The organism is Leptothrix mechoopdaensis (SeqCode), from assembly GCF_053893855.1.
In genome coordinates this window covers 4,693,409-4,714,962 of the sequence record NZ_CM132699.1, presented here as the reverse complement: position 1 = coordinate 4,714,962, position 21,554 = coordinate 4,693,409, and the positions used below count along the sequence as shown (strand labels likewise).

Below are 21,554 nucleotides of genomic sequence, written 5' to 3'. Positions count from 1 at the left end.
GAATGTTGCGTCGAAACACCAAGCACTTATTGACACGCTGCAAGAGGGCGCGTGGCCCTCTTGCAGCGCATCGGCACGAGGCCTTCGGGCAAGGGCTGGATCAGGTCGCCTCAGCTCACTGACAGGCTTCGCAGGTCGGGTCGTCGATGGCGCAGAAACGGACGTCCGTGGCCGGGTTGGACTCGGCCGTCGCAGCCGCCATCTGGGCCTGTGCCTGAGCGGCCAGCGCATCCATCGACGCGGCCTGCAGACCACCGCCCTGACCACCCGGCACGGCGTTCAGCGAGCCCGCCTTGACGGTCGACTTCTCGGCATGCGTCGCGCCCATCGTGCGCAGGTAGTAGGTGGTCTTGAGGCCACGCAGCCAGGCGAGCTTGTAGGTCTCGTCGAGCTTCTTGCCCGACGCGCCGGCCATGTAGATGTTGAGGCTCTGGGCCTGGTCGATCCACTTCTGGCGACGCGACGCGGCCTCGACCAGCCACACCGGCTCGACCTCGAAGGCGGTCGCGTACAGGCGCTTGAGCTCCTCGGGCACACGGTCGATGCGGCGCAGGCTGCCGTCGAAGTGCTTGAGGTCCATGACCATCACGTCGTCCCACAGGCCGAGCTTCTTGAGGTCACGCACGAGGTACTCGTTGATGACCGTGAACTCGCCCGACAGGTTGCTCTTGACGGACAGGTTGCCGAAGCACGGCTCGATCGACGCGTCGACGCCGATGATGTTGGAGATCGTCGCGGTCGGCGCGATCGCCACGCAGTTGCTGTTGCGCATGCCGTGCTGGGCGATGCGGGCCCGCAGCGCATCCCAGTCCAGCGTCGACGAGGTGTCGACCTCGACATAGCCGCCACGCGCCTCGGCCAGCAGCTTGAGCGAGTCCTGCGGCAGGATGCCGCGGTCCCACAGCGAGCCGCGGTAGCTGCTGTAACGGCCACGCTCGGCGGCCAGCTCGGTCGAGGCCCAGTAGGCGTGGTAGCAGACCGCCTCCATCGAACGGTCGGCGAACTCGACCGCCTCCTGCGACGCGTAGGGCACACGCAGCTGGTAGAGCGCATCCTGGAAGCCCATGATCCCCAGGCCGACCGGGCGGTGGCGCAGGTTGGAATCACGTGCCTTGCGGACCGCGTAGTAGTTGATGTCGATGACGTTGTCGAGCATGCGCATCGCCACCGTGATCGTGCGGGCCAGCTTGGCCTGGTCGATCTGCTTGCCGTGCTCGCCATCGGTCAGGTGACGGGCCAGGTTGACCGAGCCGAGGTTGCACACCGCGATCTCGCGATCGTTGGTGTTGAGCGTGATCTCGGTGCAGAGGTTCGACGAGTGCACGACGCCGACGTGCTGCTGCGGCGAGCGCACGTTGCAGGCGTCCTTGAACGTGATCCACGGATGCCCGGTCTCGAACAGCATCGTCAGCATCTTGCGCCACAGGTCGACGGCACGGATGCGCTTGAACAGCTTGAGCTCGCCACGGTCGGCGCGGGCCTCGTAGGCGGTGTAGGCGGCCTCGAAGTCGGCACCGAAACGGTCGTGCAGGTCCGGGCAGGTCGACGGCGAGAACAGGGTCCAGTCACCGCCTTCCATGACACGACGCATGAACAGGTCGGGGATCCAGTTCGCCGTGTTCATGTCGTGGGTGCGACGGCGGTCGTCGCCGGTGTTCTTGCGCAGTTCGAGGAACTCCTCGATGTCGAGGTGCCAGCTCTCGAGATAGGCGCAGACGGCGCCCTTGCGCTTGCCGCCCTGGTTGACCGCGACGGCGGTGTCGTTGACGACCTTGAGGAAGGGCACGACACCCTGCGACTCGCCGTTGGTGCCCTTGATGTGCGAGCCCAGTGCGCGCACCGGCGTCCAGTCATTGCCCAGGCCACCGGCGAACTTCGACAGCAGCGCGTTGTCCTTGATGGCCTCGTAGATGCCGTCGAGGTCATCGGGCACGGTGGTCAGGTAGCAGCTCGACAGCTGCGAGCGGCGCGTGCCCGAGTTGAACAGCGTGGGCGTGCTGGACATGAAGTCGAACGAGGACAGGATCTCGTAGAACTCGATCGCGCGGGCCTCGCGGTCGACCTCGTTGAGCGCCAGGCCCATCGCCACGCGCATGAAGAAGGCCTGCGGCATCTCGATGCGGGCCTTGCGCACGTGCAGGAAGTAGCGGTCGTACAGGGTCTGCAGGCCGAGGTAGTCGAAGTCGAGATCGCGCTCGGCCTTCAGTGCGGCACCCAGGCGCGCCAGGTCGAACTGGGCCAGACGTTCGTCGAGCAGCTCGGCCTCGATGCCCTTCTTGATGAAGGCGGGGAAGTAGTCGGCGTAGCGCGCACCCATCTCGCCTTGCGTGACCTCCTCGCCGAGGATCTCGCGACGGATCGTGTGCATCAGCAGGCGGGCCGTGACGCGGGTGTAGGCCGGGTCCTTCTCGATCAGCGTGCGGGCGGCCAGGATGGCGGCCTTGTAGACCTCGTCGATCGGCACGCCGTCGTACAGGTTGCGGCGGGTCTCGGCCAGCACCGGCGCGGCCACGACCTCGCTGCCAAGGTTGGCACAGGCCGCCTCGATGATCCCGCTGAGCTGGGCCAGATCCAGCGGCACACGCTGGCCGCGGTCGGTGACGTAGAAGGCCGGCTCGGCCGCCCGTGCGGCCTGGCCTTGCTGGGCACGTTCCTGGGCCCGGCGTTCGCGGTAGAGCACGTAGGCACGGGCGACATCGTGATGGCCACCGCGCATCAGGCCGAGCTCGACCTGGTCCTGGATGTCCTCGATGTGGAAGCTGCCGCCGCTCGGACGCGAGCGCATCAGCGCGCGGACCACCGCCTCGGTGAGCGCATCGACGGTCTCGCGCACGCTGGCCGACGCCGCGCCCTGGGTCCCGTGCACCGCCAGGAAGGCCTTCATCATGGCCACCGAGATCTTGTGCGGCTCGAAGGCCACCACCGCACCGTTGCGGCGGATGATCTGGTAGCTGCCATAGACGCTGGTCGCCACCCGGGCGTCACCACCAAGGGTGCTGGTCGGGGCGTGCAGGGAAGGCTGCTGGTGAGGGGTGCCGGTTGCTTGCATCTGGGCTCCTTGCATGTCTGGAAAATCGTTCGGCAAGGCTTCGCCTCGCCTGGCATCGGGCGTCAGCATCGGAACGCTGCGCGTCTCGCCTGGCGGCGGTCAAAGAACTGCGGGATGGGGTCGGAAACGTCCCTTGGGACACGATCCGGGAGGGCCGACCGGATGACCGGTCAAATGGCCTGTTGCCCGGTGCATCGCGGGATCTGGGCTTGTCTGGAACGGGGCGAAGGATAACACGATGAGGCACTATAGCTAGTGCCTGGGTAGCCGCCAGCCACTAGCGCTAGTGTGAGGGGAGCAATTACCCCGAGTGCCGCGACTCTTGCATTTCGGGTTCAGCGCCAGGCCAGCGACAGGCCCCGATGCCGCAGCTTGCGACCCAGTCGCGCCGCATCGAAACCGGAGCCCGGATCCCCCTTGCGACCCGGCGCGACGTGCTCGTGCCCGGCCACCTCGCGCAGCGGCAGGACCCGTGCGAGCCGGCGCAGCAGATGCGCCAGCGCGCGGTACTGCACGGCCGCGAAGGTGCGGCCTTCGAGGCCCTCCAGCTCGATGCCGATGCTGAAGTCGTTGCAGTTGTCGCGGCCCTTCCAGTGCGACACGCCGGCATGCCAGGCGCGGCCCTGCAGCGGCACGAACTGAAGCAGCGCGCCGTCACGGCGGATCACGAAATGGGCCGAGACCTGCAGCCCGTCCAGCGCCGCGAAGGTGGGATGGGCCTGCGGGTCGAGCCGGTTGGTGAACAGCCGCTCGATCGCGTCGCCACCGTAGCGGCCGGGTGGCAGGCTGATCGAATGCACCACCGCGAGGTCGATCGCGATGCCTTCGGGCCGCCGGCCGAAGTTGGGACTGGCGACGCATCGTGCCGACCGGAGCCAGCCGGCCAGCCACGGGCCACGTCCGTCGCGCGGGCGGCGCGCGACCTTCATGCCCGACTCACTCGACGCCGCCCTCGCCGTCGTCGACGGTCAGGCCTTCGCCGGCCACCTGGATGCCCAGGCGCGCCATGCGGTAGCGCATCTGGCGCAGCGTCAGGCCCATCGCTGCACCGGCCGCCGTGCGGTTGTAGCGATGGCGTTCGAGCGCCCGCACCAGCACCGCGCGCTCGACCTCGTCGAGGTAGGCCACCAGGTCATCGGGCACGGCCGGTTCGGCCATCGACGGCACGGTCGACAGCATCGGCGCCACGTCGGCCGGCAGGACGGTCGCCGGCTTGAACGGATAACCGGTCCACGGCGGGTCGATCCGGGCCTCCTGGCCCCAGCCGGTGGCCTGGGCGGACGGCACCGCAGCAGGACGGCCACGCGGCGGGATCGGCAGTTCGAGGTCCTCGACGTCGATCTGGCTGGCGCTGCTCAGCGCGACGGCACGGTGCAGCAGGTTCTCCAGTTCCCGCACGTTGCCGGGGAAGTCGTAGTGGGCCAGGTGGTCGAGCGCGCGCGGCGTCAGGCGTGGCATCACGGCCATGCCGGCATCGGCGGCGACCCGCTCCAGCACACGCGCGCACAGCTCGTAGAGATCGTCGCGGCGCTCGCGCAGCGGCGGCACCCGGATCTGGATCACGTTGAGGCGATAGAACAGGTCCTGGCGGAACCGGCCTTCGGCCACCTCGTCGGCCAGGTCGCGATGGGTCGCGCTGATGATGCGCACGTCGACGGCCACCTCGGCAATGGCACCGACCGGTCGCACCGCGCGTTCCTGGATCGCCCGCAGCAGCTTGCTCTGCATCGACAGCGGCAGGTCGCCGATCTCGTCGAGGAACAGGGTGCCACCGTGTGCGGCCTGGAAGAAGCCCTCGCGATCCTCGGCCGCGCCGGTGAAGGCGCCCTTGCGGTAGCCGAAGAACTCGGCCTCCAGCAGCTGTTCCGGGATGGCGCTGCAGTTGACGGCGATGAAGGGCTGAGCCGCACGCGTGCTGACCTGGTGGATCGAGCGCGCGACCAGCTCCTTGCCGGTGCCCGACTCGCCCTGCACCAGCACCGGCGCCATGCTGCGCGCGACCTTGTCGACCAGCGCGCGGACCTGCTGCATCGCCGCCGACTGGCCGGCCATGCGGCGCAGCGCGCCACTGCCACGCTCGTGGCGCGGCACGATCGAACGGGGGCCCTGGCCGAAGTCGACCGGAACGGCACCGGTGGCCGGCGGACCGGCATGGGGTGCGGCGCCACGTGCGGCCGGGCTGCGGCCCAGCGCGGCGGCGACGACGCTGCGGAACACCTTCAGGTCGACCGGCTTGGTCAGGTAGTCGTAGGCGCCCGACTTCAGCGCCTGCACCGCGTTCTCGGCCGAACCGTAGGCGGTGATGACGATAGCCCGCTCGCTGCGGCCCGACTGTTCGAGCCGGCGCAGCAGGTCCAGCCCGCTGCCGTCGGGCAGGCGCATGTCGGTGATGACGGCGCTGTAGGTGCGGTCCTTGAGCTGCGCCCAGGCCTCCTCGACGCTGCCGGCGGTCTCGACCTCATAGCCCTCGCGCAGCAACGTCAGCTCGTAGACCGTGCGCAGGTCGGGCTCGTCGTCGACGACCAGCAGGCTGTGCAGCGAGGTCGCGCTCATCGGGCCATCCCAGGCCGCATCGGCTGCGTCACCGGGATCATGCGCGGCAGGGTCATCACGAAGACGTTGCGGTGCCGCGCACCGGCGCCGCGCGGGTGGTACTCGATCGTGGCGCCATAACGTTCACAGAGCTCGCGGCAGATGTAGAGCCCGAGACCGCTGCCGCGGCTGCGGGTCGAGAAGAACGGCTCGAACAGGTAGGGCTCGACGTCGGAGGCGATCGGCGGACCGTCGCTGGCCACCGAGACCACGGCCTGCGCGTCGCCACGCGCATGCACGCGCACCCACAGCGCATCGGTGCGGCCGCTGCCGTGGCGATGGGCGTTCTCCAGCAGGTTGACCAGCACGCGCCGCAGATGGTCCGGATCGAACCGCACCGGCAGCACGCCGTCGCCGGCCTCGACCATCAGCGGGCTCGGGCCGATCTGCGGCAGGCTGGCGGTGCGGGCCCAGTCGTTGCACAGCATCTGGACCTGGGCGGAGAGGTCGATCACCGGCGCCTCGCGCGGTGCGCCGGGGGCGACCTCCATGACGTCGTCGACGATGCGCTGCAGCCGCACGACGTTGTCGGCCACCATGCGCGTGAGCTGGCGCTGCGCCGGCTGCATCAGGTCCTCGGCCAGCAGCGCGTTGGCCTGCGCGATCGCGGCCAGCGGGTTGCGGATCTCGTGGGCGATGCCGGCGGAGACACGGCCCATCGCGGCGAGCTTCTCCTGGCGCGCCCGCGTCTGCAGTGTGCGCACGTCTTCCATGAACAGCACGCACAGCAGCGACTCGCCGGGCTTGTCCTCGTCGGCCGGGCCGGCGTTGTCCTGGCGGCGGGTGAAGCGCATGCGCAGGCGCAGACCACGCTCCTCGACCTTCGCGCCCTGGCTCAGGCGCAGGCGGATCTCCTCGCCGCCATCGGGCCAGAACCCGGTGGCCCAGGCACGCTCCAGGGCCAGCCAGAGGGGCTCCCAGGCCTCGTGCTGGCGCAGGTCGAAGGCCATGAAGCGCCGGCCGGGCGGTGCGCCGATCAGGGCCATCGCGGCCGGGTTGGCGGCGCGCACGTGGCCTTCGGTGTCGACCACCATCACGCCGTCCTGCATCTCCTCGATCATCAGCCGGTTGAGCAGCGCCTGCTGGCGCGCCATCTCCAGGGTGCTGCGTGCGGCGGCTTCCTGGCGGGTCAGGCGGTCGGCCATCTCGGCCGTCAGCAGCGCCAGCGCGAACACCATCGCGCCGAACATGCCCGACTGCGTCAGCTGCGCGGCCATGTCGGCACCATCGATCACGCGCCACCAGGCCGAACCCAGCAACAGCAGCACGACGGCGGCGGCCACCGCTGCCGCCGAACGGCGCGGCAGCAGCGCGCCTGCGGTCAGCACCGGCAGCAGGAACAGCGCGTTGATGTTCAGTGGCGCAGCAATCGAGGCCACCAGCAGCACCGAGAAGGCGACCAGGTCGACGCCGATCGTCAACACCTGCCAGCGCCGCCGCAGATGGCCACGCAGGTCCAGCGGCGCACTCAGCCGTGGCAGCCAGCGCAGCTCGACCTGCGCGACCAGCAGCAGGGTGGCCAGCGCATAACCGCCGCAGACCGCCAGCGAGAACAGCGTCGAGCCAGCGGTGCCATAGATGGCGATCACCGCCTGCATCGCCAGCAGCAGCACGGCCAGCAGGGCGCGTGCGACGACAAAGCCCCGGAAGATGCGCTGGAACGCCTTCGGCGGCCCCTTGCCGGCCCGCGACGAGGGGATCGGCTCGATCACCGGCGGCGCGCTGAAGCCGCTCGAATCCTCGCCGGCACGCGACGTCTCGGGGCCGTCGTCGACCGCCGTCTGGGCGCCAGGATGGGCGGCCCATTCCTCGGCCGGCACGGTGTCGGCGCCGCGGTCGGCATCCAGGTCGGCCAGGCCGCTGGGCGGGGCGGCGCGCGAGCTGGTCGACGGGTCGGCCCGGACCCGTTCGAAGCGGTTGCGGGCGGCCGCATCACCGCGCTCGTCGGCGCCGCGCCGGCCTTCCGCCGGCAAGGTCGGCGCGAAGCCGCTGCCCATCGGCCGGGTCGGGGCGATCAGCGCGTCGATGTCTTCCGGACGGGTCGATTCGACGCCGTTGCCGAAGCCCGCGAACCAGGAGTCGCGCGGCACCGCAGGTCGCCCCGGACGCCGTCCCGGCAGGTCCGTGTCCAGGAAGGGCAACGGCGGCGCGGCGGGATGTCCGGATGGGCGATTGCGGGCCATGGGAGTCGCGTGGCCTCAGCCTGGCAGTCCGGCACCCGGGCCGGCCGCCAGATGGGAGGGGCTGCAGTAGTCGCGCGCATCGGCGCCCCGCACCGCCTCGGACTCGGGCAGATGAAGGCCGCAATGGGCACAGCGGACCATGCGGCCGGGCGTCGACGTGGTCGCGCCGGGCCGGAGCGGCACGTCGACGCGACGGGTCTCGGTGCTGGCCATCTCGCGCTCCCGCTGCCACTTGCGGATCAGCAGGTAGACCGCCAGGCCGATCAGCAGCCACAGCAGCGCCCTCATGGCGTCACCCCCGCCAGCGCGGCCGGGCGGTGCAGCAGCACCTCGAACACGAAACGCGAGCCGACATAGGCCAGCAGCAGCAGCACGCTGCCCACGTACAACCAGCGGGTGGCCCGGCGACCGCGCCAGCCGAAGGCCCGGCGCCCGCCGAGCAGCCCGGCGAAGACCGCCCAGCCCAGCACCGAGAAGACGGTCTTGTGGTCCCAGCGCCAGGAGGCCATGAACCAGCTGCCCAGCACGATCGCGCCGGACAGCACGACGAAGCCGGCGGCGACGAAGCGGAAGGTCAGCTGTTCGAGCAGCAGCAGCGGCAGGCCCGCACCGCCCGGGGCCGGCGCCCGGCGCGAACGCATCGCGCGCTCGGCCCGGTCCAGCCAGATCGCGTGCAGCACGGCCGCACCGAACAGACCGTAGGACGCGAAGCCCATCAGCCAATGCAGCGGGGCCCAAGGCGAGACCGCATGGATGGCGCCTTCACCCGGGAACGCCAGGCCGATCACGATGGCCAGCCCGCCCAGTCCGGCCAGCAGCCGCCGGATCGCCGGGACGGGCACGAAACGGCTCTCGACCGCATGCACCGCCAGCACCAGCCAGACCGTCGACGACAGCGCGGCGGAGAAGCCGAACCGGATGCCATCGCCCGGCAGGCCGATGCCCAGCAACTGCGCGAACAGCGCGGTGCCGTGGGCGATCCAGGCCAACGGCAAGGCACGTCGGGCGCGCGCCGAATCACCCGTCGGCCAGGCCAGCGCGTAGGCCACCAGCGCCAGCACCGCCGGCACCACGGACCAGGGCGACAGCGGAGCCGGAAACGAGGCTGAAAAGTCGGTCGATAGAATCACCCGCACAGTGTACTGACGGCCCCCGTCGTGACGACGCAGCACGGGCCGTCCTGCCCGCCCGACCGACCGCATCGGTCACAGAACTCCCTGGAATCCCCGATGGCCTCAGCCCTCTCCGACCGCCTGTCCAAGCTCGTCAAGTCGATGCGTGGCCAGGCCCGCATCACCGAATCGAACGTGCAGGACATGATGCGCGAGGTGCGCATGGCGCTGCTCGAGGCCGACGTCGCGCTGCCCGTGGTGCGCGACTTCATCAACCGGGTGAAGGAGAAGGCGCTCGGCCAGGAGGTGGTCGGCTCGCTCAATCCGGGCCAGGTGCTGGTCAGCATCGTCCACAAGGAACTGGCCGCGACGATGGGTGAAGGTGTCGCGGACCTGAACCTCGCGGTCCAGCCGCCAGCCGTCATCCTGATGGCCGGCCTGCAGGGTGCCGGCAAGACGACCACCACCGCCAAGCTGGCCAAGCACCTGATCGAACGCCGCAAGAAGAAGGTGCTGACGGTCTCGGCCGACGTCTACCGCCCGGCCGCGATCGAGCAGCTCAAGACCGTGACGAAGCAGGCCGGCGCCGAGTGGTTCCCGAGCCAGCCGACCGACAAGCCGCGCGACATCGCGCTGGCCGCGATGGACCACGCGCGGCGTCACCTGTTCGACGTGCTGCTGGTCGACACCGCCGGCCGGCTGGCGATCGACGAGGCGCTGATGGCCGAGATCCGCGAGCTGCACGCGGCGCTCAACCCGATCGAGACGCTGTTCGTGGTCGACGCGATGCAGGGCCAGGACGCGGTCAACACCGCCAAGGCCTTCAAGGACGCGCTGCCGCTGACCGGTGTCGTGCTGACCAAGCTGGACGGCGACTCGCGCGGCGGCGCGGCGCTGTCGGTGCGGCAGATCACCGGCGCGCCGATCAAGTTCGCCGGCGTGTCCGAGAAGATCGACGGCCTGGAGGTCTTCGACGCCGATCGCCACGCCGGCCGGGTGCTCGGCATGGGCGACATCGTCGCGCTGGTCGAGGAGGTGCAGAAGGGCGTCGACATCCAGGCCGCGCAGAAGCTGGCCGACAAGGTCCGCAGCGGCGAGGGCTTCGACCTGAACGACTTCCTGGCCCAGCTCAGCCAGATGAAGAAGATGGGCGGCCTGTCCGGCCTGCTCGACAAGCTGCCCAGCGAGCTGGCCGCCAAGGCCGGTCAGGCCGACATGGGCAAGGCCGAGAAGGACGTGCGCCGCATGGAGGGGATCATCAACTCGATGACGCCGCTGGAGCGCCGCAAGCCCGACCTGCTCAAGGCCAGCCGCAAGCGCCGCATCGCCGCCGGCGCCGGCGTTCAGGTCCAGGAGGTCAACCGGCTGCTCAACCAGTTCGAGCAGATGCGCGACATGATGAAGAAGATGAAGGGCGGCGGCTTGATGAAGATGATGAAGCGCATGGGCGGCGGCAAGGGCAAGTTCCCGCCGGGCATGGGCGGGATGGGTTTCTGACCCGTTCTGGTGCATGAAGCTGTGCTGCATCAAGATCGCCGTTCATGCATCCCCCCGGTGGGTGAGACTGTTACAACGAACCCGCTTGGGCTTCATTGACGATCCAGTTCGTGCGCGCTAACTTGTCGTGATGGATCTCACACTGTTGGCCGCCAATCCGATCGCCCTGGTGGCCTTGTCCGGCTTATGCGCTGCGGTGGTCGTCTGGTCCTGGCGTCGCAGCCAGGCGGACAAACCCCGCAAGCCGAGCGTCGGTCGCCCGCGTGCGCTCGACGCGGTCGACACCGTGATCGGCTGGCCGCCCGAGGCGACGCGCGTGCTGACGCTGCGCCACCAGCGCGCCTTCGAGGTGCTGCGCCGGGCCCTGCCCGACCATCTGGTGCTGGCGCAGGTGCCGATCTCCCACTTCGTGCGCGTGCCCACGCGCAACTCCTACGTCGAATGGATGCGCCGGGTCGGCCACGTCTGCGTCGACCTGATGGTCTGCGACGCGGCGTCCAACGTGATCGCGGTGATCGAGGTCCGCCCGGCCGACCGGGTCGAGACCGAACGGGCCCGCAAGCGCCACCAGCGCGTCGAGCGCGTGCTGCGCGCCGGCGGCATCCCCCTGCATGTCTGGACCGAATCGCTGCTGCCGGACCCTGCCGCCGTCCGCAAGATCTTCGTGCCGCAGGCCGTCGCCGAGCCGCTGAGCGATGAAGGTCCCGAGACCAGTCCGATGGAGCCGGTGCTCTACCGCCAGGGGCGCAGCCGCGCCGCCGGATCGGACGTCGGCGGCGACCGCGAGCCGCCCCGCACCACCTGGTTCGACGACCTGAACGCGACCCGCCCGGCACCGCTCGATCCGGCCCAGGTCAGCACCAGCGAGGTGACCGATGGCGGCTCGCTCGGCGGCATCAAGCCACCCGTGCACGGCATCGCCGGACTGAGTCGCTGAGGCGCATCCCGGCGGCCTGCGGGCCGATCCAGGACACCACGGAGCCGCCCCATCCCGGGCGGCTTCCTCGTTTTCGCGCGACAAAAAAAAAGGTTCATCACGGATTCCCGGGAAACGCTGCCTTGATCTTGAGGAAGAAGTAGTCGGTGTCGCGGTAGCCGTAGGCCATGCGCTTGATGACCTTGATGCGGTTGTTGATGCCTTCAATCTGGCCGGTGTGCATGGGCCATCGAACGCGAGAGACGATGCCGCGCCAGTAGGGCTTGAGGCTGCGGGCGAAGTGTTGCAAGGCCGGGATGGCGCTTTGCTGGGCGTGCGCCAGCCACTGCCGCCATCGCTGCCGCCATTCCCAGGCTGAGCTTGCCGTCCAGAGCGTCTTGAGCTCATCGCGCATGAGGTAGGCCGTCAAGATGGGCTGATTGGCGGCAAGCACCTCGTCAAGGTGAACCTGCTGTGAGTGGCTGAGCCGGTCTCGGTTGCGCAGAAGCAGCCAGTGCGCCTGCTTGACCAGGCGACGCGCGGGCTTGTCCTGTCGCAGCTTGTTGGCCGCCTCGACCCTGACGCGGGTCACGACATCGCGGCCGTACTTGGCGACGACGTGGAACAGGTCATAGACGATGCGCGCGCGTGGGCAGTGATGGCGCACCTCGAGGTCGAACGCCGAGTTCATGTCCATGGCCACGGCCTCGACGCGCGCGCAGCCCTCGGCGCCGAGTTGCTCGAAGAACGGGCGGATCGATCGGCGCGTGCGGCCCTGGGCGACGTACAGCACGCGACGCGTATCGGCATCGACGATGACGCTGGCGTAGCGGTGACCCTTGAACACCGCGAACTCGTCCATCGCCAGTCGCCTCGGCTGCGCGGGCGGCAAGCCTTCGACCAGCGCTTGCAGGCGACGTCGATCCAGTTCTCGCACCGTGCTCCAGTGCAGGCCGAACAGCTCGGCCACATGCGCCACCGTCATCCTCGCGCACAGCTCAGCGGCCGCCTGAGCCAGCCGGCGCGTCAGCCTGGCGTGCGGATCCAGCCATGACACGAACTGCTGGCAATGCCCGCAAGTCGGACAGGCCAGTCGCTGGAACTGCACGTCCAGCGTGACCGGACAGCCCAGCATGGGCAGGTCACGGATGCGCCGTTGCACCCGCTCGTGAACCTGCGCGCACGCCTGACGGCAGCGTCCGCACAAAGGCACCGAGCCTTCCTCAACCTCCAGTTCGATCTCGACGGCCGACTCCTTGCGGACCAGCCGTCGCACGCTGAAGCCCTCCCAGAACGGGAGCTCGCTTGTATCCTTGTTCATTGGGGCAGTGCTTTCCCGAGTCGGTGTGTCTTCGCACAACCATCTTCTCGCGGGATGTCACTGCCCTACCTCGTTCTGGATCGTCCTCCCGGACTTCCGTGATGAACCAAAAAAAAGAGCCCCAGCAATGGGCTGGGGCTGCAAAGCCTTAACGCTGTCAACACGGTAAGGCACCTGCTCAGGGAGGAAAAGCAGGGAACGACGACCTTGCGGCCAATCGCTCGGGTTTGAGTGTAGCAGCGGCATTTGTGCGGCTGGATCGGGTTGGCTACTGACATCGGACAAGACTGGATGGCAGCTGAAGACGGCCCTGGCGCGACAATCGCGGCTCGCCGACAGCCAAGAGCCGCCCCATGCACGTCCCGCCGCCCTACCCCCTGGCCCGTCCGCGTCGCCTGCGTCGCGACGCCTACACCCGCGCGCTGGTGCGCGAGCATCGCCTGCACCCGAGTGACCTGATCTACCCGGTCTTCGTGCTGGAAGGCGAGGGCCGCACCGAGGACGTCGGCTCGATGCCCGGCGTGCAGCGCCTGAGCCTGGACCGGCTGCTGCCGGTGGCCGAACAGTGCGTCGAGCTGGGCGTGCCGGTGATGGCGCTGTTCCCGGTGCTGGGCGGCGCCCACAAGACCGCCGACGGCCGCGAGGCCGCCAACCCGGACGGCCTGGTGCCGAAGGTCGTCGCCGAGCTGAAGCGGCGCTTCCCCGATCTGGGCGTGATGACCGACGTCGCGCTCGACCCCTACACCACCCACGGCCAGGACGGCCTGATCGACGACACCGGCTACGTGCTCAACGACGAGACCATCGAGGTGCTGGTCCGGCAGGCCCTGACCCAGGCGCGGGCTGGCGTCGACATCGTCGCGCCCAGCGACATGATGGACGGCCGCATCGGCGCGATCCGCCGCGCGCTGGAGGCCGAAGGCCTGATCCACACGCGCATCATGGCCTACAGCGCCAAGTACGCCAGCGCCTTCTACGGCCCGTTCCGCGACGCGGTCGGCTCGGCCGGCAACCTTGGCAAGAGCAACAAGAAGGTCTACCAGATGGACCCGGGCAACACCGACGAGGCGCTGCGCGAGGTCGGCCTGGACCTGGCCGAAGGCGCCGACATGGTGATGGTCAAGCCCGGCATGCCCTACCTGGACGTGGTCCGGCGCGTGAAGGACGAGTTCCGCGTGCCGACCTTCGCCTACCAGGTCAGCGGCGAGTACGCGATGCTCAAGGCCGCCGCCGGCAACGGCTGGCTGGACCACGACGCCGTGATGATGGAGAGCCTGCTGGCCTTCAAGCGCGCGGGCGCCGACGGCATCCTGACCTACTTCGCGCTCGACGCGGCACGGGTGCTGCGCCAGTCGCGCGACTGATCAGCCGCCCAGGCCGTCCATGACCTCGCGCGCCAGGCAGAGGTCTTCCCAGACACGCGACTTGTCGACCGGGTTGCGCAGCAGGTAACCGGGGTGGTAGGTCACCACCACCGGCACGCCGTGGTACTGGTGGACCTTGCCGCGCAGCCGGCCGATCGGCTCGGCGCTGCGCAGGATCGACTGCACCGCGAAGCGCCCCAGCGCCAGGATCAGGCGCGGCTTCACCAGCTCGACCTGCCGCTTCAGGAAGGGCTCGCAACGCTCGACCTCGTGCGGCTCGGGGTTGCGGTTGCGCGGCGGGCGGCACTTCAGCACGTTGGCGATGTAGACCTGCCGTTCGCCGCCGTCATCGGCACGCGTCAGGCCGGTCGCACGCAGCATGTTGTCGAGCAGCTGGCCGGCGTCGCCGACGAAGGGCTGGCCGGTGCGGTCCTCGTTCTCGCCGGGCGCCTCGCCGACCAGCATCCAGCGCGCCTGCCGGTTGCCGACGCCGAAGACGGTGTGGCGCCGGCTGTCGCACAGCTCGCAGGCGCGGCAGCCGGCGACGGCCGATTCGAGCGCGTCCCAGCCCATCGTCGCGACCGGGCTGGCCGGGTCGAGCGCCACCGCCGCGGCTGGCACGAAGGTGACGGGCGACACGACCGGTGCAGGCGAAGGTGCAGGCGCCGGCGCCACCACCGGTTCGGCGACATCGATGGCGACCGGTTCGACCACCGGTTCGACCACGGCTTCGCCCGTCGGCAGCCGCAGGTGGACGCCCATCTCCGCGAGCATCGCGACCTGACGTTCAGACCAGACCATGACCCTCCTCCGGCTTGTGGCGAACCGGGCGGTCCGGGTCGATGGACAGGCGCAGCACCAGCGCGTCCTCGCGCTCGCCGTTCGCGCCCGGGTAGTAGCCGCGTCGCACGCCGACCTGCACGTAGCCGTGCCGGGCGTAGATCTCGCGGGCGCGCACGTTGCTCGGGCGCACCTCCAGCCAGACGCAGTCCGAGCCGGTGGCCCGCGCATGGCGGTCCAGCTCGTGCAGCAGGCGCACCGCATGGCCGCGGCCCTGGTGTTCGGGCGCGACGGTGATGTTCAGCAGGTGCCACTCGTCGACACCGGCCATCGCGACCATGTAGGCGACCAGTTCGCCGGCCGGCGTCTGCAGGCCCTGGGCGAGATAGCCGGCGGCCAGCGCGTCGATGAAGTTGCCGCGGCTCCACGGATGCGAGTAGCAGCGCACCTCGATGGCCAGCAGCGCGTCGAGCGTGTCGACCGTGATCGGCCGCACCACCAGCGGCATCGCCCGCGCCAGATGCGCAGGCCGGACAGCCGGTCGGGCGCTCATCGGGTGTTCACCGGGCCGGGACGGCCGCGCGTTCGGCCGTGGTCTGCGCGACCTTGTCGCGCACGTAGAGCGGCAGCGCCAGCGCGGGGTCGATCCATTGCCCGGCCCGATGGGCCTTCAACGTCAGCGCGGCCAGGGCCTCGCCATCGGGCAAGGCCGTGGCGCACATCGGCAGGCCAAGGCCTTCGGCGGCGGCGGCATGCACCGTCCAGCCCGGGCCGGCCAGCGCCGCCGGATGGGCCGACACGCGCTCGCGCAGCGCCTCGGGCCGCAGCAGCGACGGGGCGGCGATGACCGTGCCGGATGCGTCCGTGGCAAGTTGCCAGTCGGCCTCGCCGTGACGCTGCCAGCAGGCGGCATAGGCCTCGTTCATGCGGGCGTCCAGCACCGTCCAGACCCGTTCGAAACCGGCCTGCCGGTGGGCCGATTCGGCCACCAGTGCCAGCGTGTCCAGCGCCACCAGCGGCCGGTCCAGTCCGATCGCCAGGCCCTGCGCGATCGAGCAGGCGGTGCGCAGCCCGGTGAAGGCGCCGGGACCGCGGCCATGGCCGATGACATCGAGGTCCGCCATCGTCGCGCCGGCCTCGGCGACCAGTTTGGCGATCGCCGGCAACAGGTTCATCGAGGCCTGCGCGCCGCCGGCCAGGGCACGCGTGCGCAGCAGGCCGTCACGCCACACCGCGAGGTGCAGGGTCTCGGTCGCGGCATCGAGTGCAAGGAGGCAGGTCGGGGTCATGGGCTCGGGCGGGAAAGGCCGGTCAGTGTAGCGGTCGACATGCCCGACAAGGCCGATGCGATCGGCCTTGTCGGCCGTCGGGCGCTCCTATGATCGACGCCGATGCGCGCGCCTCCTGCCCCCTTCCGCCCCCTGTCGACGCTGGCCTTGCTCGGCTCCCTGCTGCCGCTGGCGGCCCCCGCTCAACCGACCCCGCGCCTGCCGCCGGGCGTGCTGTCGGCGCTGACCCAGGCGGGCTTGCCGGCGGAGGCCCTGCACGTCTGGGTCGGCCCGGTCGACGGCGGCGAGCCCTGGCTCGCGCACCGCGCCAGCCTGCCGGTCAACCCGGCCTCGCTGATGAAGCTGACGACCTCGGCCGCCGCGCTGGAGACACTCGGCCGCAGCTTCCAGTGGCAGACCCAGGTCAGCGTCGACGCGCTGCCGCGCGACGGCGTGCTGGCCGGTTCGCTGCGCATCCGCGGCAGTGGCGACCCGAGCCTGGTGGCCGAGCGGCTGTGGCTGCTGCTCGACCAGATCCGCCAGCGCGGCGTGCGCGAGATCCGCGGCGACATCGTGCTCGACCGCAGCGCCTACGCCGTTCCCGAGGTCGATCCGGCCGCCTTCGACAACGAGCCCTTCCGCCCGTACAACGTGCGGCCCGATGCGCTGATGGTGAACTTCCGCAGCGTCACGCTGACCTTCCGGCCGCACCCGACGCAGCCCTGGGCCGAGGTCTCGTCAGACCTTGCGCTGGCGGGCTGGCGGGTGGCCGATCGGGTGCCCTTGCTCGACGGCCCCTGCGACGACTGGCGCGCCAGGCTGCAAGGCGACTTCCGCTCGCCCGCCACGTGGACCTTCGCCGGCGGGCTGCCGCGCAGCTGCGGCGAACGCAGCTGGCCGGTGGCCTATCCGGAGCCGGCGAGCCACACGGCCCGTGCGATCGAGGCGATGTGGCGCGCGATGGGCGGCACGCTGCAAGGCAAGGTCCGGTCGGGCGGAAACGGTGGTGAGGCGGTGCCGCTGCTGACCTTCAGCTCGCCACCGCTGGCCGACGTGCTGCGGCCGATGAACCTGTTCAGCAACAACACCATCGCGCAGCAGACGCTGCTGGCCTTGTCCGGGCCGCCACCGGCGACCTGGGAGGCCGGCCGCGCGGTCGTCATGGGGCTGCTGCCCCGGGTGGGTTGTGCGGCCGACGAGCTGAAGCTGGACAACGGCTCGGGCCTGTCGCGCGAGGAGCGCATCACGCCGCGTTGCCTGGCGCAATGGCTGCGCTGGTCATGGCGCCAGCCGTGGATGCCGGACCTGCTGTCGAGCCTGCCGCTGGCCGGCGAGGCGACCGCGCGGCGGGCCTACTCGGTGGCCGGGCGTGCCCACCTGAAGACCGGCTCGCTGGCCGACGTAGCCGGCGTAGCCGGCCTGATCGACGGTCTCGACGGCCGCCGCGCGGTCGCCGTCGTCATCCTGAACCACCCGCTGGCCAGCCGCGACGGTGGCCGGGTGGTGCTGGATGCCGTGCTGGCCTGGGGCGCCGAACGGCTCGCGGCGGGTGCGCCCGCCACGCGCTGAAGCGCGTTCAGAACGGGTTGTTGCGGGCCCGGAAGATCGCCCCGCCGGTGCCGGCGGCGATCTGGTTGTGGAAGGCCGGGCCGGGGATCACGTCGAAGGCCCACAGCCAGTTCGTGCTGGTCGCGTTCGTGACCAGCGTCGAGGTGGTGCAGGTCGTCGTCGGCGTGGCCGGCGTGCCGGTGTTGCACGACGAGGAGTTGAGCGATCCGGTCACGTTGGCCAGGCCGTAGATCGAGAAGAACAGCGGGTTCGGCGTGGTCGTCGTCATCGAGCGCAGCTTGTCGTCGAAGATCACCAGGCCGGCATAACGGCCGTCGTTGAGCACGCGGTTGCGCAGCGCGTCGTTGAAGGTGGCCGTGAAGACGGTCAGCGGATCGGTGCGCGATGCCTGGTTCTGGCAGACCTGCGAGCCGGTGATCAGCCCATCCGCATAGGCGCGCGGCGAACAGCCGAGGTCGGGCACGGTGCCGTAGATCACGCGTGGGCCGTTGCCGTTGTCGGCGATCGAGTTGACCAGGTCACCCATCGCGTGGCCCTTGGTGACCATCTGGGCGAGCAGCGCGTTGTACTGGGTCGCGTCGGTCTTCCAGGTGTTATAGGCCTCGATGACGTCCCACAGGCCGCCTTGCAGCGTGACCAGCGTCGACGACACGAAGGCGCCCGGGTTGGCGGCCCGGGCGGTGGCCACCTGGGCCACGATGTCGGCGACCTTGGCGTTGATCGCCGCGCCCATCACGCCGTTGGACGACCCGCCCACGGGGCAGTTCGGCAGCGTCAGGCCCATCGCGGTCGCCAGTTGCTGGTTCCACAGCGGGTTGACGCTGCAGTCGCCGCCGTTGACGTTGACCTTCAGACCGTCGGCGCGGACCGCGCTGAGGTCGTCACCGAAGGACATCAGGCGCGTCGGCACGTACGGATTGATCCGGCTGGAGCTGTCGCAACCCGCCAGGCCCGCCAGCGCGACGGCCAGGACGGTGGCGGAGCGCAGCACGCGCGCAAGCAGGGACTGGGGCTTCATCGAGTCTCCAACGGGGAAACGGGGCTGGTTTGAAAGGGACGGCGATCAGGCTGCGGCCGCCCGCTGCAGGCGGTCGCGCACGCCATCCCAGGCGCTGTCGGGCGGTGGCTGCTCGACCCAGATCAGCGACACCCGGGCGTCGTCGAAATCGCGCAGGGCACCGAACAGCTCGTGCGCCGCCTGGGCCGGGTCGGCCGGCAGGGTCCGCCAGACCACGCCGCGCAAGCCGGGCGGTTTCGGGAGGCGCGAATATACCGCCAGCGTCGGCGCCTTCGATGACGCCGCCGTGCCGCTTGGTGACGCCGTTGCGGCGGCTTCCGACAGGCTGGGGGCGAGCATCTCCAGGGCCTGGCGCAAGGCCTTCGCCTCCATCAGGCGGACCTTGGCGCTGGGTGCGTAATGCGCGGCCAGCGTGCCGGACGCACGCGGCGCCGTGGCGTCCGGCGCGAGCAGCGGCTCACCGGCCGCCGCCTCGATCAGAGCCCGGCCCAGTGCGCCTGGCCGCAGCAGCACCGGATGGCCGCGGCTGCAGTCGACGATGGCCGACTCGATGCCGACCTCGCAGTCGCCGCCGTCGAGCACCAGCAGGCCGGCCGCCTCGGGCTGGCCGGCGAACTCGTCCATCACGTGGGCGGCGCGTGTCGGGCTGACGCGGCCGAAGCGGTTCGCGCTCGGCGCAGCGACGCCGCTGACCCCCGCCGCCGCTGCCGCCCGCAGCAGCGCCTGCGCGATCGGGTGCGACGGGCAACGCAGGCCGACGCTCGACTGGCCGCCAGCCGCCTCGGCCGCGATGCCGGGTCGACGCGGCACGATCACCGTCAGCGGCCCGGGCCAGAAGGCGTCGATCAGGCGACGGGCCAGCGTGGGGATCCCGGCCGCATAGGCCTCGGCGCCGGCCGCATCGGCCACGTGCACGATCAGCGGGTGGTCGCTCGGCCGGCCCTTGGCCGCGAAGATGCGCGCGACGGCCTGCGCATCGTCGGCGCGGGCGCCCAGGCCGTAGACGGTCTCGGTCGGCAGCGCCACCAGCCCGCCTTCGGCCAGACGCTGGACGGCGCTGGCCAGGCTGGCCGCACGTTCGGCCTCGGTCGCGGTGGGCAACAGGACAGGCACGACGGGATGGCCGATCAGAACGGCTCGAAACCGAGCACGGCCGCCGCCTGCAACGCCACGGCACGCGCCTGCTGCGGCGTCGCGGCGGTGATGGTCAGGTGGCCCATCTTGCGGGCACGCCGGACCTCGGCCTTGCCGTACAGGTGCAGGTGGGTGCCGGGCAAGGCCAGCACGCCGGCCCAGTCGGGCGTGCGCTCGAGGCCGCTGGCGTCGAACCACAGGTCGCCCAGCAGGTTGAGCATCACGCAGGCCGAATGCAGCCGGGGCGCGACCAGCGGCAGACCCGCGAGCGTGCGCACCTGCAGGTCGAACTGCGAGACGTCGCAGCTGTCGATGCTGTGATGACCGGAGTTGTGCGGGCGCGGCGCCATCTCGTTGGCAACCAGGCTGCCATCGGCCAGCACGAAGAACTCGATGCACAGCACACCGACATAGGCCAGCTCGGCGGCGATGCGGCCGGCCGAGGCGATGGCCGCGTCCTGCGTCGCCGCGTCGATGCCTTCGGCCGGCACGGTGGTCACGGCCAGGATGCCGTCGCGGTGCAGGTTGCGCTGCACCGGCAAGTGGACGCACTGGCCGTCGGCGCCGCGCGCCACGACGACGCTGAGCTCGGCCGCCAGCGGCAGCATCTTCTCGAGCAGGCAAGGCACACGGCCCAGGTCCGACCAGGCCTGCGCCAGTTCGGCGGCATCGCGCACGCGGCGCTGGCCCTTGCCGTCATAGCCCATGCGCGACGTCTTCAGGATGCCCGGCAGCAGCACGCTCGTGTCGACGCCGGCCAGGTCGGCTTCGGACTCGATGCGCGCATGCGGCGCGCAAGGCACGCCGCTGGCGACGAAGTGGGCCTTCTCGGCGGCGCGGTCCTGGCACACCGCGACCGCGTCGCCGGCCGGTGCGACCGGGCGGTGCGCGGCCAGCCGACGCAGCGAGGCGGCGGGCACGTTCTCGAACTCGGTGGTGATCGCCGCCGCCACGTTGGCCAGCGCGGTCAGGCCGACCACGTCCTCGTAGCCGGTGCGCACGTGTTCATGGGCGACCCAGCCGGCCGGGCTGGCGTGGTCGGGCTCCAGCACCGCCGTGCGGTAGCCCATCTGCTGCGCGGCGTGGACGAACATGCGGCCGAGCTGGCCGCCGCCCATCACGCCCAGGGTGGCGCGGCCGTCCGGCAGGATCACGGCAGGGTTGGCCATCAGTCGTCCAGCGTCATCGCGCGCGCCACCTCGGTCTGGCGGGCCCGGAAGGCATCCAGGCGGGCGGCCAGATCGGCATCGCGGTTGGCCAGCAGCGCGACCGCGAACAGCGCCGCGTTGGCCGCGCCGGCCGCACCGATTGCGAAGGTCGCCACGGGGATGCCCTTGGGCATCTGGACGATCGAGTGGAGCGAGTCGACGCCCTGCAGGTGCTTGCTCGCCACCGGCACGCCGAGCACCGGCACCGGCGTCTTGGCCGCCAGCATGCCGGGCAGATGAGCGGCCCCGCCAGCGCCGGCGATGATGGCCTGGAGGCCACGTCCGCGCGCCGCCTCGGCGTAGGCGAACATGTCGTCGGGCATGCGGTGGGCCGAGACCACGCGCGCCTCGAAGGGCACGGCAAACTCGGTGAGAATCTGGGCCGCCTGTCGCATGGTGTCCCAATCGCTGTTGGAACCCATGACGATGCCGACCACGGGCGAGGCGCTGTTCACTGCAGGCTCCGGGCGAGACAAAGGCGGGATTTTAGGCGGCACCTGCCGCACCGCTTGTGTTCGCCGGCCCAGCCCCCAAGTCCCGTCC

Annotated in this window: 18 protein-coding genes; 4 read left to right on the top strand and 14 right to left on the bottom strand. The window is 70.6% G+C overall.

All coding sequences use genetic code 11. The features are described 5' to 3' along the window. Nucleotides 1-115 precede the first annotated feature (115 nt). From ACWA7K_RS20585 to ACWA7K_RS20560, 6 genes are all read right to left on the bottom strand, one after another. Nucleotides 116-3,049 (bottom strand): ribonucleoside-diphosphate reductase subunit alpha, encoded by a 2,934-nt coding sequence (locus ACWA7K_RS20585; RefSeq protein ID WP_456163800.1) that lies wholly within the window; start codon nt 3,047-3,049, stop codon nt 116-118. Between the two features lie 335 nt (nt 3,050-3,384). Then, nucleotides 3,385-3,978: a 1,6-anhydro-N-acetylmuramyl-L-alanine amidase AmpD gene (gene ampD, locus ACWA7K_RS20580; protein ID WP_456163798.1), complete on the bottom strand. Its 594-nt coding sequence runs from the start codon at nt 3,976-3,978 to the stop codon at nt 3,385-3,387. 7 nt (nt 3,979-3,985) lie between these two features. Continuing rightward, the gene (locus tag ACWA7K_RS20575; protein ID WP_456163796.1) at nt 3,986-5,602 is read right to left on the bottom strand and encodes a sigma-54-dependent transcriptional regulator; all 1,617 of its coding nucleotides are present in this window, start codon (nt 5,600-5,602) and stop codon (nt 3,986-3,988) included. Next, nucleotides 5,599-7,824, bottom strand: a complete 2,226-nt coding sequence (locus ACWA7K_RS20570) for an ATP-binding protein (protein WP_456163794.1) — start codon at nt 7,822-7,824, stop codon at nt 5,599-5,601. Before ACWA7K_RS20570 ends, ACWA7K_RS20575 begins: the two co-directional genes overlap by 4 nt. Before the next feature lie 15 nt (nt 7,825-7,839). Beyond that, complete coding sequence (locus ACWA7K_RS20565) at nt 7,840-8,112, bottom strand: PP0621 family protein (RefSeq protein WP_456163792.1); 273 nt, start codon at nt 8,110-8,112, stop codon at nt 7,840-7,842. Beyond that, the gene (locus ACWA7K_RS20560; RefSeq protein WP_456210249.1) at nt 8,109-8,954 is read right to left on the bottom strand and encodes a cytochrome C assembly family protein; all 846 of its coding nucleotides are present in this window, start codon (nt 8,952-8,954) and stop codon (nt 8,109-8,111) included. The genes ACWA7K_RS20565 and ACWA7K_RS20560 overlap by 4 nt, the downstream gene beginning before the upstream one ends. A 99-nt stretch (nt 8,955-9,053) precedes the next feature. Here ACWA7K_RS20560 and ffh point away from each other — a divergent pair, with 99 nt between their 5' ends. Continuing rightward, nucleotides 9,054-10,433 carry a signal recognition particle protein gene (ffh, locus tag ACWA7K_RS20555; protein ID WP_456163789.1) on the top strand — a complete coding sequence of 460 codons (1,380 nt, stop codon included), beginning with the start codon at nt 9,054-9,056 and terminating at the stop codon, nt 10,431-10,433. A 130-nt stretch (nt 10,434-10,563) separates the two neighbouring features. Next, nucleotides 10,564-11,370 carry a DUF2726 domain-containing protein gene (locus ACWA7K_RS20550; protein WP_456163787.1) on the top strand — a complete coding sequence of 269 codons (807 nt, stop codon included), beginning with the start codon at nt 10,564-10,566 and terminating at the stop codon, nt 11,368-11,370. Between the two features lie 97 nt (nt 11,371-11,467). Here ACWA7K_RS20550 and ACWA7K_RS20545 read toward each other — a convergent pair whose 3' ends face one another. Then, entirely contained in the window at nt 11,468-12,670 is a 1,203-nt protein-coding gene (locus ACWA7K_RS20545; RefSeq protein WP_456168895.1) for an ISL3 family transposase, read from the bottom strand. 353 nt (nt 12,671-13,023) lie between these two features. On the opposite strand from ACWA7K_RS20545, the gene hemB reads away from it, so the two are divergent. After that, nucleotides 13,024-14,034 carry a porphobilinogen synthase gene (gene hemB, locus ACWA7K_RS20540; RefSeq protein WP_456163785.1) on the top strand — a complete coding sequence of 337 codons (1,011 nt, stop codon included), beginning with the start codon at nt 13,024-13,026 and terminating at the stop codon, nt 14,032-14,034. Here the strand turns inward: hemB and ACWA7K_RS20535 are convergent, their stop codons facing one another. From ACWA7K_RS20535 to tsaB, 3 genes are read right to left on the bottom strand one after another with little or no spacing between them, the layout of a single operon-like run. After that, nucleotides 14,035-14,835, bottom strand: a complete 801-nt coding sequence (locus ACWA7K_RS20535; protein WP_456163783.1) for a uracil-DNA glycosylase — start codon at nt 14,833-14,835, stop codon at nt 14,035-14,037. Next, nucleotides 14,822-15,367 (bottom strand): ribosomal protein S18-alanine N-acetyltransferase, encoded by a 546-nt coding sequence (gene rimI, locus ACWA7K_RS20530; protein ID WP_456163781.1) that lies wholly within the window; start codon nt 15,365-15,367, stop codon nt 14,822-14,824. The genes ACWA7K_RS20535 and rimI overlap by 14 nt, the downstream gene beginning before the upstream one ends. A 7-nt stretch (nt 15,368-15,374) precedes the next feature. Continuing rightward, on the bottom strand, nt 15,375-16,103 hold the full coding sequence (gene tsaB, locus ACWA7K_RS20525; protein WP_456163779.1) for a tRNA (adenosine(37)-N6)-threonylcarbamoyltransferase complex dimerization subunit type 1 TsaB: 729 nt from the start codon (nt 16,101-16,103) through the stop codon (nt 15,375-15,377). 102 nt (nt 16,104-16,205) lie between these two features. On the opposite strand from tsaB, the gene dacB reads away from it, so the two are divergent. Further along, a complete protein-coding gene (dacB, locus tag ACWA7K_RS20520) occupies nt 16,206-17,651 on the top strand; it encodes a D-alanyl-D-alanine carboxypeptidase/D-alanyl-D-alanine endopeptidase (RefSeq protein WP_456163778.1) in 1,446 nt (481 codons plus the stop codon). Between the two features lie 7 nt (nt 17,652-17,658). On the opposite strand, the gene ACWA7K_RS20515 is transcribed toward dacB, so the two are convergent. Genes ACWA7K_RS20515 through purE form a run of 4 tightly spaced genes read right to left on the bottom strand, consistent with a single transcriptional unit; the run spans nt 17,659 to nt 21,433 of the window. Next, a complete protein-coding gene (locus tag ACWA7K_RS20515) occupies nt 17,659-18,669 on the bottom strand; it encodes a hypothetical protein (RefSeq protein ID WP_456163777.1) in 1,011 nt (336 codons plus the stop codon). Between the two features lie 45 nt (nt 18,670-18,714). Further along, nucleotides 18,715-19,770 carry an L-threonylcarbamoyladenylate synthase gene (locus ACWA7K_RS20510; RefSeq protein WP_456163776.1) on the bottom strand — a complete coding sequence of 352 codons (1,056 nt, stop codon included), beginning with the start codon at nt 19,768-19,770 and terminating at the stop codon, nt 18,715-18,717. 26 nt (nt 19,771-19,796) lie between these two features. Then, a complete protein-coding gene (locus tag ACWA7K_RS20505) occupies nt 19,797-20,972 on the bottom strand; it encodes a 5-(carboxyamino)imidazole ribonucleotide synthase (RefSeq protein WP_456163774.1) in 1,176 nt (391 codons plus the stop codon). Further along, a complete protein-coding gene (gene purE / locus ACWA7K_RS20500; RefSeq protein WP_456168893.1) occupies nt 20,972-21,433 on the bottom strand; it encodes a 5-(carboxyamino)imidazole ribonucleotide mutase in 462 nt (153 codons plus the stop codon). The genes ACWA7K_RS20505 and purE overlap by 1 nt, the downstream gene beginning before the upstream one ends. Nucleotides 21,434-21,554: the final 121 nt, after the last annotated feature.